Raw genomic sequence first — 12,075 nt, 5'->3', positions numbered from 1 at the left:
CGAGCTAGGGCGTGGCCGGTGGGGTCCTGGCGGCCGCGCGCACGAGCGCCAGGTAGCGGTCCCAGTCCCAGTGCGGGCCGGGGTCGGTGTGGTCCGCGCCCGGCACCTCGGAGTGGGCGACGAGGTGGGTCCGGTCCACCGGGATCGCGTAGCGCGCGCAGATCCCGGCCGTGAGCCGGGCCGATGCCGCGTACATCGCGTCCGTGAAGTCGCCGGGCCGGTCCACGTAGCCCTCGTGCTCGATCCCGACGCTGCGCTCGTTGAACCGGCGGTTGCCGGAGTGGAAGGCGACGTCCAGCTCGCGGACGGTCTGCGCGACGTGCCCGTCCCCGCGCACGACGTAGTGCGCGGCGGCCCGGTGCAGGGGATCGCGGAAGACCCGCAGGGCGTCGTGGTAGCTGCCCTGGACCACGTGGACGACGACCCGGTCGACCGTGTAGTCGGCCGGCCGGTCCGCCCACCGCCAGTTCGCCGACGACGCGGCGACCCACTCGGCGCCCGCGTGGTCGGTCTCGCCGTCCGTGCGCGGCCTCTCCCGGCCGGTGGTCCGCCACCACCAGCGCGCGAGCTCGTCCCGCCCCGCGTATCCGGCCGCGCCCGCGGCGGCGGCCGCCAGGGCGCCGCCGGTCAGCAGCTCTCGTCGGCCGATACGTTTCTGCGCCACCTGTGTCCCTGCCCCCTGCTCCTTGTCCCCTGCTCCCTGCCCCCTGGGTCCGCCCCGACCCGAAGGCTAGGCCACCCCGTACCCTGGGAGGGCTATGACTGACTTCCCCGGTGCACCTTCAGGCCCTCGCGACGGCCGTCGCCTCCGTGTGCTCGCCGCCATGTCCGGCGGCGTCGACTCCGCCGTCGCCGCGGCGCGGGCCGCCGAAGCCGGTCACGACGTGACCGGCGTGCACCTCGCGCTGTCCGCGAACCCGCAGTCGTTCCGCACCGGCGCGCGCGGCTGCTGCACCATCGAGGACTCGCGCGACGCCCGCCGCGCCGCCGACGTCATCGGCATCCCCTTCTACTGCTGGGACCTGGCCGAGCGCTTCCGCGAGGACGTCGTCGAGGACTTCGTCGCCGAGTACGAGGCCGGGCGCACCCCCAACCCCTGCCTGCGCTGCAACGAGAAGATCAAGTTCGCGGCGCTGCTGGACAAGGCCCTCGCCCTGGGCTTCGACGCGGTGTGCACCGGGCACTACGCGACGGTCGTGGTGAACGAGGACGGCACGCGCGAGCTGCACCGCGCCAGCGACATGGCCAAGGACCAGTCCTATGTGCTGGGCGTGCTGGACGAGAAGCAGCTGGCGCACGCGATGTTCCCGCTGGGCGACACGCTCACCACCAAGGAGGAGATCCGCGCGGAGGCCGAGCGCCGCGGGCTCGCGGTGGCGAAGAAGCCCGACAGTCACGACATCTGCTTCATCGCCGACGGCGACACCCAGGGCTTCCTGGCCAAGCGCCTGGGCAAGGCCGAGGGCGACATCGTCGACGAGGCGGGCAACAGGCTGGGCACCCACGAGGGCGCGTACGGTTTCACCATCGGCCAGCGCAAGGGCCTGCGCATCGGCCACCCGGCCCCGGACGGCAAGCCGCGCTACGTCCTGGACATCTCGCCGGTGAACAACACAGTGACGGTGGGCCCGGTGGAGGCCCTGGACGTCACCGCCCTGACCGCGATCAAGCCACGCTGGTGCGGGGTGGCCCCGCAGGGCCCCGGCACCTACACGGCCCAGCTGCGCGCCCACGGCGGCGAGACCGAGGTGACGGCGGAGCTGGTGGACGGCCCGGAGCTGCGGGTCCGCTTCACCGAGCCGGTCCGGGGCGTGGCCCCCGGCCAGGCGATCGTCCTCTACGACGGCACGCGCGTGGTGGGCTCGGCGACGATCGCGACGACGGAGCGGGCCGCGGCCTCGGCCCGCACCGCCTGACGGCTCAGCTCCGGACCGTGCGCGTCACGCTCGAGACCTCGCAGCGGACCGTGCCCGAGCTGCCCGCCTTGGGCACGAACGGCTGGGAGACGTCCAGCGTGTCCGTCTTCCCCGGGCCCACGAACGGGATCGAGGGGAAGCGGGTGCCCAGCAGGGCGCGGTCCGGGCCGTAGAACTTCACCGTCAGGCGGTAGTCGTACTTCAGCACGCTGCTGCTGTTCGTGGCCTGGAGCTTCGCCGTGATGCCGAGGCGCTCGGTGTACTCGCAGCCCAGGATCTTGATGTCGCGCATGGCGCTGTTGCTGCTGCCGCCGCCCGAGCCGATGGTGGTCGAGCCGCCGCTGGTGGTGGAGTCCCCCGACGTGCCGGACGAGGTGGTGCCGCCACTCGTGGTGCCGCCCGTCGTCGAGCCGCCGATCGAGCTGCTGTCGCCCCCGGTGCTGCCGCCCGAGGTGGAGGAGGAACCGCCCGAGGAGGAGCTGCTGCTGTGGCTGGAACCGCCGCCGCCGAAGCAGCTGCCGCCGTGGCTGCCGCGTGCGCCGGTCAGGGTGACCACGACGATTCCGAAGACCGCGGCCGCGCGGACATGACGAAGCTTCACGCTGAGAACTCCCCCGATATTTGTGGCTGGATTTCGCCGCCAATTGACGAGCGCACGTCAGGCTAACAACGCTCTTACATGACGCCAAATCCCCAGTTGAGCCCGGCTATTTCTGTGACAAGGCCGCGACAGAACGGGCCCGGAACCGGTACAGGGCACCGTCGTAATCGGGTCAATGGCTGTCAATGACCGAATTGCCCGAGGGGCCGGGGATCCTCGGATCCCCGGCCCCTCGGTCCCGGCCGGGTTCGGCCGTGTCCGGTCGCTCGGCCCTGTTCAGCCGGTCGTCCGGGCCACCTTGACGACCTCGCACTTCGCGGCGCTGGTCGAGGTGCCCGACTTGGCGGTGTAGGGGGCCGTGACGTCACCGGTGTCCATGCGGCCGGGGCGGACGAAGGGGAAGCTCGCGCTCTTGGTGGCCAGCGGGGTGCCCTCGGGAGCCGTGAGCTTCACGGTGACGTCGTAGCTGTACGTCGTCGTCGGGTTGTTGTTGATGACGCTCAGCTTGGCCGTGATGCCCTGCTTCTCGACGTAGCCGCACTCGGCGACCTCGACGTCCTTCATGGCCTCGCGGGCGTCGTCGGCCGCGCTCGTGGCGCTGCCGGCCGTGGGCGAACTGTCCGCGCCGGACGCGGAGTCCTTCTCGCCCTGACCGCCGCCGCACCCGCTGGTTCCGGTGAGGACGGCAATGACGAATCCGGAGACGACGGCGGTGCGGATACGGCGAATCTTCACTATGGCTGCTCTCGATGAAATCGCTTGGAATAACGCCGGTTTTCGACGCCAACGGCAAGTCCGCGCCACGTTAGACAACGTCTCCACCGTCCGCCATACCGCCGGTAACACCGTGACGGAGTCGCGACCAAACAGATCCCGGAACATGATCAGAGATAGCCGAAATCGGTTTATTGCGTCCGGCTCACGCACAAGGGGTGGAAAATCGGCCCGCCCCACGGGAGTCCGCGGGCCCGCGGTGGGGCAAGCTGGGGGGCATGGCAACACATCTGATCACCGGTTCGGGTTCGGGCATCGGCGAGGCGGTCGCCCAGCGGCTGCACGAGCGCGGCGACGAACTCTGGCTCGTGGCGCGGGACGCCGGCCGGGCCAAGGAGCTGGCCGCCCGCTTCCCCGGCGCCCACACGCTCGTCGCGGACCTCGCCAACCCCGACCGCCTCTCCTGGGCGCTCAGCCACCAGACCCTGCCCGACCGCCTCGACTCGCTGCTGCACATCGCGGGCGTCTCCGACCTCGGCAAGGTCGGGGAACTGACCACCAAGACCTGGAACCGCACGCTCGCGGTCAACCTCGTCACGCCGGCGGAGCTCACCCGCCTGGTGCTCCCGCAGCTGCGCCTGTCCCGGGGCCACGTGGTCTTCCTCAACTCCGGCGCGGGGCTGAACGCGCGCGGCGAGTGGGGCGCGTACGCGGCGAGCAAGCACGGGCTGAAGGCCCTGGCCGACTCCCTGCGCGACGAGGAGCACACCAACGGCGTCCGCGTCACCAGCGTCTACCCCGGGCGGGTGGCCACCCCCATGCAGGCGGACGTGCAGCGGCAGGAGGGCAAGGAGTACACGCCGCAGAAGTGGATCGACCCCTCCTCGGTCGCCACGAGCGTGCTGTTCGCGCTCGACCTGCCGCGCGACGCGGAGGTCCACGACCTGTCCGTGCGGCCCGGCCACTCGGGGAGCTGAGGGGCGGCCCGCCGGTCTCGTACCCTTCCTGGGTGAGCGAGAAGAACAAGGCGATGTGGGGCACCGGCACCGCGACCGGCGTCGGTTCGATGCCGGGGACGGACGCCCGGGAGGCCGCGAAGACCGTCACCGGCTCGCTGGAGGCGCTGCCGTACCTGCCGGAGCTGCCCGCGCGCGGGCCGGGCGCCGACATGATCGGCCGGACCGCCGGAATGCTGGTGGAGGTCTTCGCCCATGTGGAGCCCAGCGGCTGGCGCATCAGCGACCGGCCCGGACGCGACACCCGCCGCGCCCGCTCCTGGCTGGGGGAGGACCTGGACGCCCTCGAGGAGTTCACCCAGGGCTACCGGGGCCCGCTGAAGGTCTCGGCCGTCGGCCCCTGGACCCTCGCCGCCGCCCTGGAGCTGCGCGGCGGCGAGGCGGCGCTGAGCGACGCCGGCGCCTGCCGCGACCTGGCCGCCTCCCTCGCGGAGGGCCTGCGGGCGCACCTGGCCGAGGTCCGCCGCCGGGTGCCGGGGGCGCGGGTCGTGCTGCAGCTGGACGAGCCCTCGCTGCCCGCCGTGCTGCGCGGGCAGATCCGCTCGGCCAGCGGCTACCGCACCTACCGGGCCGTGGACCGGGCCGTGGTCGAGGGCGCGCTCCGGGACCTGGTCGCGGTCGCCGAGGAGGGCGAGGGCGGGGCGCTCGTCGTGCACTCGTGCGCTCCCGGCGTGCCGTTCGCGCTGCTGCGGCGCGCGGGCGTCGCCGGAGTGTCGTTCGATTTCTCGCTGCTCACCGAGCGTGAGGACGATGCGATCGGTGAGGCGGTCGAGGCCGGCACCACCCTGTTCGCGGGCGTGGTGCCCGGCGTGGACGGCCCATTGTCGGACCCTGCCGGTAGCGTCATGGGTGTCAGGACGCTGTGGCGCAGGCTGGGGCTGTCGCCGGGGGCTCTCGCCGAGTCCGTGGTGGTCACCCCGTCCTGCGGGCTCGCGGGCGCTTCGCCCGCATATGCCCGTACGGCCCTCGCCCACTGCGTCCGGGCCGCGAAATCACTTGCGGACAACCCTGAGTGACGGCGCTCATGGAGCAACGGGAGGACGAGACGGTGGCTGTCGAACGGCAAGGCGCGGGCGCCCCGGCGGCGGGGGACGCGGTTCCCGCCGCGGCGCACGAGAAGCACGCTCTGCTGGCCGAGCAGGTCGAGGAGCACCGCTTCCGGTACTACGTGAAGGACGCCCCCGTCATCAGTGACGCGGAGTTCGACAAGCTCCTGCGCTCCCTCGAGCGGCTCGAGGAGGAGTACCCGGAGCTGCGCACGCCGGACTCGCCCACCCAGAAGGTCGCGGGGCAGTACGAGACCGAGTTCGCGGAGGTGGCGCACCGCGAGCGCATGCTCTCCCTCGACAACGCCTTCGACGACGAGGAGCTGGCCGCCTGGGCCGACCGCGTCGCCCGTGAGGTCGGCGAGGGCACCGCGTACCACTTCCTGTGCGAGCTGAAGGTCGACGGCCTCGCCGTCAACCTCACCTACGAGCACGGGCGCCTGACCCGCGCCGCCACCCGCGGCGACGGCCGCACCGGCGAGGACATCACGCCCAACGTCCGCACCATCACCGAGATCCCCGACCGCCTCAAGGGCGACCGCATCCCGCCCCTGGTCGAGGTGCGCGGCGAGGTCTACTTCCCGATGGAGAAGTTCGAGGAGCTCAACGCCCGCCTGGTGGAGGCCGGCAAGCCGCCGTTCGCCAACCCGCGCAACGCCGCCGCCGGCTCCCTGCGCCAGAAGGACCCGCGCGTCACCGCCACCCGCCCGCTGCACATGGTCGTGCACGGCGTCGGTGCCCGCGAGGGCTTCGACATCGACTGCCAGTCGCAGGCCTACGAACTGCTGCGCGAGTGGGGCCTGCCCACGGCCGCGCACGCCGAGGTCGTCGGCTCCCTGGCCGGCGTGCGCAAGTTCATCGCCCACTACGGCGACCCGGACGTGCGCCACTCGATGGAGCACGAGATCGACGGCGTCGTCGTCAAGCTCGACGAGATCCCCCTGCAGGGCCGCCTCGGCTCCACCTCGCGCGCCCCGCGCTGGGCACTCGCCTGGAAGTACCCGCCGGAGGAGGTCAACACCAAGCTGGTGGACATCCGCGTCGGCGTCGGCCGCACCGGCCGGGTCACGCCGTACGCGGTCGTCGAGCCGGTGACGGTCGCGGGCTCCGAGGTCGAGTTCGCCACCCTGCACAACCAGGACGTGGTCAAGGCCAAGGGCGTGCTCATCGGCGACACCGTCGTGCTGCGCAAGGCGGGCGACGTCATCCCCGAGATCCTGGGCCCGGTGGCCGGCCTGCGGGACGGCACCGAACGGGAGTTCGTGATGCCCGCGCGGTGCCCGGAGTGCGACGCGGAGCTGCGCCCGATGAAGGAGGGCGACATCGACCTCCGCTGCCCCAACGCCCGCGCCTGCCCTGCCCAGATCCGCGAGCGGCTGTTCTATCTGGCCGGCCGCAAGTGCCTCGACATCGAGAACTTCGGCTACGTCGCGGCCGCCGCCCTCACCCAGCCCGTCGAGCCCGCCGAGCCGCCGCTGCGCAACGAGGCCGACCTGTTCGACCTGACCGTCGAACAGCTGCTGCCCATCAAGTCCTACGTCCGCGACCCCGACAGCGGCCTGCCCAAGCGGGACCCGGAGACGGGCGAGGAGAAGATCGTCACCTTCTTCGCCAATCAGAAGGGTGAACCGAAGAAGAACACCCTGGCCATGCTGGCGAACATCGAGGCGGCCAAGCAGCGCCCGCTCTCCCGCATCCTCACCGGCCTGTCGATCCGTCACGTCGGCCCGGTCGCGGCAGTCGATCTCGCGCGTGAGTTCCGGTCGCTGGACCGGCTCGCGGAGGCCTCGCTGGAGGAGCTGATCGCGGTCGAGGGGATCGCCGAGGCGACCGCGGTCTCGATCCGTGAGTGGTTCGCCGAGGACTGGCACCGCGAGATCATCGAGAAGTGGAAAGCCGCCGGCGTCCGGATGGAGGAGGAGGTCGGCAAGGACGAGGGCCCGCGTCCGCTGGCCGGACTGACCGTCGTCGTCACCGGAACCCTCTCCGGCTACACGCGCGACGCCGCCAAGGAGGCGCTGCAGCAGCAGGGCGCGAAGGTGACCGGATCGGTGTCGAAGAAGACCGACTTCGTGGTCGTCGGCGACAACCCCGGTTCGAAGTTCGACAAGGCGATGCAACTGAAGGTCCCGGTCCTGGAAGAGGACGGCTTCGCCGTACTCCTGAACGAGGGCCCCGAGGCGGCGCGCGCGGCGGCCGTGCCCCAGGAGGACACCCCCGTGGAGTAATGCCCGCATAGTCAGTGGGCATTACCCCTACAGCGCATAGCAGATGGCCGCGGACGGCCGGATCGCATTGGGGCAACCACCGCCGATCGCTGCCCGCCGTAGCCTTCTGCGGCCTACTGTTGAGATGTGCGCCTGCCGTGGCGCGGGCACCGCCGGCTGTGAGAGGGACGGGCATGAAACCCACCGACAGCGCCGAACCGGAATCACGGCTGCGCCGGCTCTCCCCGCCCGCGCTGCCGACGGTCTGTCTGGCCTCGGCCGCACTGGCGCTCCTCGCCGGCACCTGGCACGCCATCGGCTCCGGCAGGGCGCTGTTCCCCGGCCAGGCCGTCGGCTGGTCGCTGGCGGCCCTCACCGCGCTCATCGTCGTCCATCTCGTCGCCCTGGGACGCGACCGCTGGTGGGGCGGCACCGGCTCCGGTGCCGCCCTCACCCTGGCCGTCCTGCTGCTCTACGGCTGGCTCCCGGCCGTACTGATCAGCATCGCCGTCGTCACCCTCGTGGCCGCCGCCCGGCGCCACCGCTGGCGACAGGCCTTACTCCACGGCGCGGTCGACATCCTCGGCATCGCCGCCGCCGGCCTGGCCCTCCTCGCCGTGGGCGTGAGCGCCTCCGTCGAGGACCCCTGGCTGCCCGACACCTGGCGGCTCGCCGCCGTCCCCCGGATCGCCCTTGCGGCCTTCTGCTACCTCGCCGTCACCCGAGCCCTGCTCTGGTACTCCATGGCCCCACGCGCCTCGCTCGCCAGCATCGCCCGCACCGCCCTCGTGCGGCAGGCCCTCGTGGGCATCGCCCTGCTCGGCATCGCCCCGCTCATCGCCGTCGTCGCCGACCACTCGCCCCTGCTGCTCCCGCTCTTCGCGGTGCCCCTCATCGCCCTCGACTCCACCCTGTGGATCGCCCGCGCCCGCGCCGAGGAACAGCTGCGCGACCCCCTCACCGGCCTGCCCAACCGCCAGTGGCTGCTCGAACGCACCTGGACCGCCCTCGACGAAGCCGAACAGGCGGGCGAACGGGCCGCGCTCGTCCTCATCGACCTCGACCGCTTCCGGTCCGTCAACGACACCCTCGGCCACCTCGCCGGCGACCGGCTGCTGCTGCAGATCGCCGAGCGGCTGCGGCTGGCCCTGCCGCGCGACGCGGAGGCCGCCCGGCTCGGCGGCGACGAGTTCGCCGTCCTGCTGCCCACCGCCGACTCCCTCACCAGCGCCCAGCGCGTGGCCCGCGCCCTCGTCGCCGACCTCGGCTCGCCCCTCGACCTCGACGGCCTCACCCTCGTCCTCGAGGCCAGCGCCGGCGTCGCCGTCTACCCCGACCACGCCCTCGACGCCGAGGGCCTGCTGCGCCGCGCCGACGTGGCGATGTACCAGGCCAAGCGCGACCGCAGCGGAGTCGAGGTCTACGAGGCCCGCCGCGACGGCAACACCCCCGACCGGCTCGGCCTGCTGGGCGACCTGCGCCGCGCCCTGGACGCCGGCGAGGTCGAGCTGCACTACCAGCCCAAGGTCGGCTTCGACGGCCATGTGGAAGGGCTCGAGGCCCTCGTGCGCTGGGTCCACCCCGAGCGCGGCCGGGTCTCGCCCGACGAGTTCATCGCGATAGCGGAATCCTCCGGCCTGATGCCCCGGCTGACCGAATACGTCCTGGAGACCGCGCTGTGCCAGGTGGCCAAGTGGCGGGCCATGGGCCTGGAGGTGCCGGTCGCCGTCAACGTGTCGCCGCGCGACGTTCACACTCCCGGGTTCGCCGGATCGGTGGCCGCCCGGCTCGCCCGGCACGGCGTCCCCCCGGGGGCGCTGCAGCTGGAGATAACCGAGCACGTCCTGCTCGAGGACCCGCAGCGGGCCGCGGACACGCTCGCGGGCCTCACCGGCCACGGCGTGAAGATGTCCCTCGACGACTTCGGCACCGGCTATTCGTCCCTGGTCCACCTGCGCAGGCTGCCGGTCAGCGAGCTCAAGATCGACCGTTCCTTCGTCGCCCGGCTGGCGATCGACAACGAGGACGCCGAGATCGTCCGCTGCACCCTCGACCTTGCCCATTCCCTGGGCCTGCTCGTCGTCGCCGAGGGCGTGGAGGACGACGAGACCTGGGAGCGGCTGCGCGACCTGGGCTGCGACGCCGTCCAGGGCTGGCTGGTGGCCGCCGCGATGCCCCCGGACGAGACCACGGCGTGGCTGCGGCTGCGCAGCGAGTCCGGCTGGCACCGGCCGCTTCCCACCGGGGCCGCGGCGGAGGAGGACGCGGCGGATCAGCCGGTGACCTAGGCGGTCGGCCCCCTCTCCTCACGCTCCTCCCGCCGGTCCGGCACCGCCGCGCACCGCCGTCGTGGCCGGGCGCCGTCGCGGCGGGGGAGGCGCCCCGAAACGACCCCCGAGCCCGGCGGCAGAGAAACCGTTTCGCAGGCACGGTCGCCGGAGCCATAGGATTGGGGCGAAACCTGTACACCCAATCCACCCACCCTTGAGGATCGCTGCATGCCTGGCATCACGCGCGAGGAGGTCGCTCACCTCGCCCGGCTGTCACGTCTGGAGCTGAAGGCCGAAGAGCTCGACCACTTCGCCGAACAGCTCGACGTGATCATCGGCGCGGTCGCCCGCGTTTCCGATGTGGCCGACGAGGACGTACCGCCGACCTCCCACCCGCTGCCCCTGACCAACGTCATGCGATCGGACGACGTCCGTCCGTCGCTGACCCCCCAGGAGGCGCTCTCCGGCGCCCCCGCCCAGGAGCAGCAGCGTTTCAAGGTGCCGCAGATCCTGGGGGAGGACTGACCACGATGGCAGATCTGATCAAGCTCACCGCCGCCGAGATCGCGGCCAAGGTCGCCTCCGGCGAGCTCACGGCCGTCGAGGTCACCGAGGCCCACCTGGCGCGCATCGACGCCGTCGACGAGAAGGTCCACGCCTTCCTGCACGTCGACCGCGAGGGCGCGCTCGCCCAGGCCCGCGAGGTCGACGCCAAGCGCGAGCGCGGCGAGAAGCTCGGCCCGCTGGCCGGTGTCCCGCTGGCGCTGAAGGACATCTTCACCACCAAGGGCGTCCCCACCACCGTCGGCTCCAAGATCCTCGAAGGCTGGATCCCGCCGTACGACGCGACGCTCACCAAGCGCCTGAAGGACGCCGACGTCGTCATCCTCGGCAAGACCAACATGGACGAGTTCGCCATGGGGTCCTCCACCGAGAACAGCGCCTACGGCCCCACCGGCAACCCCTGGGACCTCACCCGGATCCCCGGCGGCTCCGGCGGCGGTTCCTCCGCCGCGCTCGCCGCCTTCCAGGCCCCCCTGGCCATCGGCACGGACACCGGCGGCTCCATCCGCCAGCCCGCCGCCGTCACCGGCACCGTCGGCGTCAAGCCGACCTACGGCGCGGTCTCCCGCTACGGCATGGTCGCCTTCTCCTCCTCCCTCGACCAGGGCGGTCCCTGCGCCCGCACGGTCCTGGACGCGGCCCTGCTGCACGAGGTCATCGCCGGCCACGACCCGCTGGACTCCACCTCCATCGACGCCCCGGTCCCGCCGGTCGTCGAGGCGGCCCGCAACGGCTCCGTCGCCGGCATGCGCGTCGGCGTCGTCAAGCAGTTCCGCGGCGAGGGCTACCAGGCCGGTGTCATCCAGCGCTTCGACGAGGCCGTGGAGCTCCTCAAGGAGCTGGGCGCGGAGATCGTCGAGCTGGACTGCCCGTCCTTCGACCTGGCGCTGGCCGCGTACTACCTGATCGCGCCGTCCGAGTGCTCCTCGAACCTGGCCCGCTTCGACGCCATGCGCTACGGCCTGCGGGTCGGCGACGACGGCACGCGGTCCGCCGAGGACGTCACGGCCATGACCCGCGAGGCCGGCTTCGGCCCCGAGGTCAAGCGCCGCGTCATGCTCGGCACCTACGCGCTGAGCTCCGGCTACTACGACGCGTACTACGGCTCCGCGCAGAAGGTGCGCACCCTCATCTCGCGCGACTTCGACACGTCGTTCGAGCAGGTCGACGTGATCGTCTCGCCGACCACGCCGACCACCGCCTTCGCGATCGGCGAGCGCGCCGACGACCCGATGGCGATGTACCTCGCGGACCTGTGCACCATCCCGACCAACCTGGCGGGCAACGCGGCCATGTCGCTGCCGTGCGGCCTCGCCCCGGAGGACGGGCTGCCGGTCGGTCTGCAGATCATCGCTCCCGCCATGAAGGACGACCGGCTCTACAAGGTCGGTGCCGCGGTCGAGGCCGCGTTCACCGAGCGCTGGGGCCACCCGATTCTCGAGGAGGCACCGGCCCTGTGAGCACCGAGCAGAGCAAGAAGAGCGCGCTGAGCAAGGCCAAGGGCTTCAAGAAGTCCAAGGCCGGCACGTATCTGTCCATCGGCACCACGCTGTTCGGCGCGGTGAGCGTCATCAAGCAGGCGAAGAAGGCCCGCGGCGAGCAGGACACCCTGCAGCTCGTCGACGCGGTCGTCTCCGCCGCCGCCATCGCCACCGGCGTCGCCCTGCTCGTCCGCGAGCTGCGCCGCATGAACAGCGACGACGTCCTCGCGGGCTGAGCCGGGACTGAGAGGTTAGTTTTC

At 72.1% G+C, this 12,075-nt stretch carries 12 protein-coding genes; 9 read left to right on the top strand and 3 right to left on the bottom strand.

What is annotated here, in order from left to right:
* Positions 1–4: 4 nt before the first annotated feature.
* Complete coding sequence (locus ACIG36_RS27915) at positions 5–664, bottom strand: N-acetylmuramoyl-L-alanine amidase (RefSeq protein WP_399933494.1); 660 nt, start codon at positions 662–664, stop codon at positions 5–7.
* 94 nt (positions 665–758) lie between these two features.
* On the opposite strand from ACIG36_RS27915, the gene mnmA reads away from it, so the two are divergent.
* Positions 759–1,916, top strand: coding sequence for a tRNA 2-thiouridine(34) synthase MnmA (gene mnmA / locus ACIG36_RS27910; protein ID WP_399933491.1), 1,158 nt, complete (start codon positions 759–761; stop codon positions 1,914–1,916).
* A gap of 4 nt (positions 1,917–1,920) precedes the next feature.
* Here mnmA and ACIG36_RS27905 read toward each other — a convergent pair whose 3' ends face one another.
* A complete protein-coding gene (locus ACIG36_RS27905; protein WP_399933488.1) occupies positions 1,921–2,208 on the bottom strand; it encodes a hypothetical protein in 288 nt (95 codons plus the stop codon).
* Here ACIG36_RS27905 and ACIG36_RS27900 point away from each other — a divergent pair.
* The gene (locus ACIG36_RS27900) at positions 2,207–2,506 is read left to right on the top strand and encodes a hypothetical protein (protein WP_399933484.1); all 300 of its coding nucleotides are present in this window, start codon (positions 2,207–2,209) and stop codon (positions 2,504–2,506) included. The two genes, ACIG36_RS27905 and ACIG36_RS27900, sit on opposite strands and share 2 nt — an antisense overlap.
* 287 nt (positions 2,507–2,793) lie before the next feature.
* Here the strand turns inward: ACIG36_RS27900 and ACIG36_RS27895 are convergent, their stop codons facing one another.
* Positions 2,794–3,252, bottom strand: coding sequence for a hypothetical protein (locus ACIG36_RS27895; RefSeq protein ID WP_399933481.1), 459 nt, complete (start codon positions 3,250–3,252; stop codon positions 2,794–2,796).
* Between the two features lie 257 nt (positions 3,253–3,509).
* On the opposite strand from ACIG36_RS27895, the gene ACIG36_RS27890 reads away from it, so the two are divergent.
* The 7 genes from ACIG36_RS27890 (at position 3,510) to ACIG36_RS27860 (ending at position 12,051) form a co-directional block, all read left to right on the top strand.
* Positions 3,510–4,208 carry an SDR family oxidoreductase gene (locus ACIG36_RS27890; RefSeq protein WP_399933478.1) on the top strand — a complete coding sequence of 233 codons (699 nt, stop codon included), beginning with the start codon at positions 3,510–3,512 and terminating at the stop codon, positions 4,206–4,208.
* A gap of 53 nt (positions 4,209–4,261) precedes the next feature.
* Positions 4,262–5,263, top strand: coding sequence for a methionine synthase (locus ACIG36_RS27885; protein ID WP_399933955.1), 1,002 nt, complete (start codon positions 4,262–4,264; stop codon positions 5,261–5,263).
* 8 nt (positions 5,264–5,271) lie between these two features.
* On the top strand, positions 5,272–7,521 hold the full coding sequence (gene ligA / locus ACIG36_RS27880; protein ID WP_399933475.1) for an NAD-dependent DNA ligase LigA: 2,250 nt from the start codon (positions 5,272–5,274) through the stop codon (positions 7,519–7,521).
* Between the two features lie 173 nt (positions 7,522–7,694).
* Positions 7,695–9,788, top strand: coding sequence for a putative bifunctional diguanylate cyclase/phosphodiesterase (locus tag ACIG36_RS27875; protein ID WP_399933473.1), 2,094 nt, complete (start codon positions 7,695–7,697; stop codon positions 9,786–9,788).
* A 210-nt stretch (positions 9,789–9,998) separates the two neighbouring features.
* On the top strand, positions 9,999–10,295 hold the full coding sequence (gene gatC / locus ACIG36_RS27870) for an Asp-tRNA(Asn)/Glu-tRNA(Gln) amidotransferase subunit GatC (protein ID WP_399933470.1): 297 nt from the start codon (positions 9,999–10,001) through the stop codon (positions 10,293–10,295).
* Positions 10,296–10,300: 5 nt separating this feature from the next.
* The gene (gene gatA / locus ACIG36_RS27865; RefSeq protein ID WP_399933467.1) at positions 10,301–11,794 is read left to right on the top strand and encodes an Asp-tRNA(Asn)/Glu-tRNA(Gln) amidotransferase subunit GatA; all 1,494 of its coding nucleotides are present in this window, start codon (positions 10,301–10,303) and stop codon (positions 11,792–11,794) included.
* The gene (locus ACIG36_RS27860) at positions 11,791–12,051 is read left to right on the top strand and encodes a hypothetical protein (protein WP_399933464.1); all 261 of its coding nucleotides are present in this window, start codon (positions 11,791–11,793) and stop codon (positions 12,049–12,051) included. Before gatA ends, ACIG36_RS27860 begins: the two co-directional genes overlap by 4 nt.
* The last annotated feature ends 24 nt before the right edge of the window (positions 12,052–12,075 follow it).

The organism is Streptomyces sp. NPDC053048 (assembly GCF_044547045.1).
Classification (GTDB): domain Bacteria; phylum Actinomycetota; class Actinomycetes; order Streptomycetales; family Streptomycetaceae; genus Streptomyces.
Note: the sequence above shows the minus strand (reverse complement) of the source record. Positions and strands in the feature narration are given on the sequence as shown.

Bases quoted from the DNA above. Each gene is read 5' to 3' on its own strand.
- mnmA (WP_399933491.1), top strand. From the start codon at position 759: ATGACTGACTTCCCCGGTGCACCTTCAGGCCCTCGCGACGGCCGTCGC.
- ACIG36_RS27900 (WP_399933484.1), top strand. From the start codon at position 2,207: ATGGCGCTGTTGCTGCTGCCGCCGCCCGAGCCGATGGTGGTCGAGCCG.
- ACIG36_RS27905 (WP_399933488.1), bottom strand. From the start codon at position 2,208: ATGCGCGACATCAAGATCCTGGGCTGCGAGTACACCGAGCGCCTCGGC.
- ACIG36_RS27890 (WP_399933478.1), top strand. From the start codon at position 3,510: ATGGCAACACATCTGATCACCGGTTCGGGTTCGGGCATCGGCGAGGCG.
- ACIG36_RS27885 (WP_399933955.1), top strand. From the start codon at position 4,262: ATGTGGGGCACCGGCACCGCGACCGGCGTCGGTTCGATGCCGGGGACG.
- ligA (WP_399933475.1), top strand. From the start codon at position 5,272: ATGGAGCAACGGGAGGACGAGACGGTGGCTGTCGAACGGCAAGGCGCG.
- ACIG36_RS27875 (WP_399933473.1), top strand. From the start codon at position 7,695: ATGAAACCCACCGACAGCGCCGAACCGGAATCACGGCTGCGCCGGCTC.
- gatC (WP_399933470.1), top strand. From the start codon at position 9,999: ATGCCTGGCATCACGCGCGAGGAGGTCGCTCACCTCGCCCGGCTGTCA.
- gatA (WP_399933467.1), top strand. From the start codon at position 10,301: ATGGCAGATCTGATCAAGCTCACCGCCGCCGAGATCGCGGCCAAGGTC.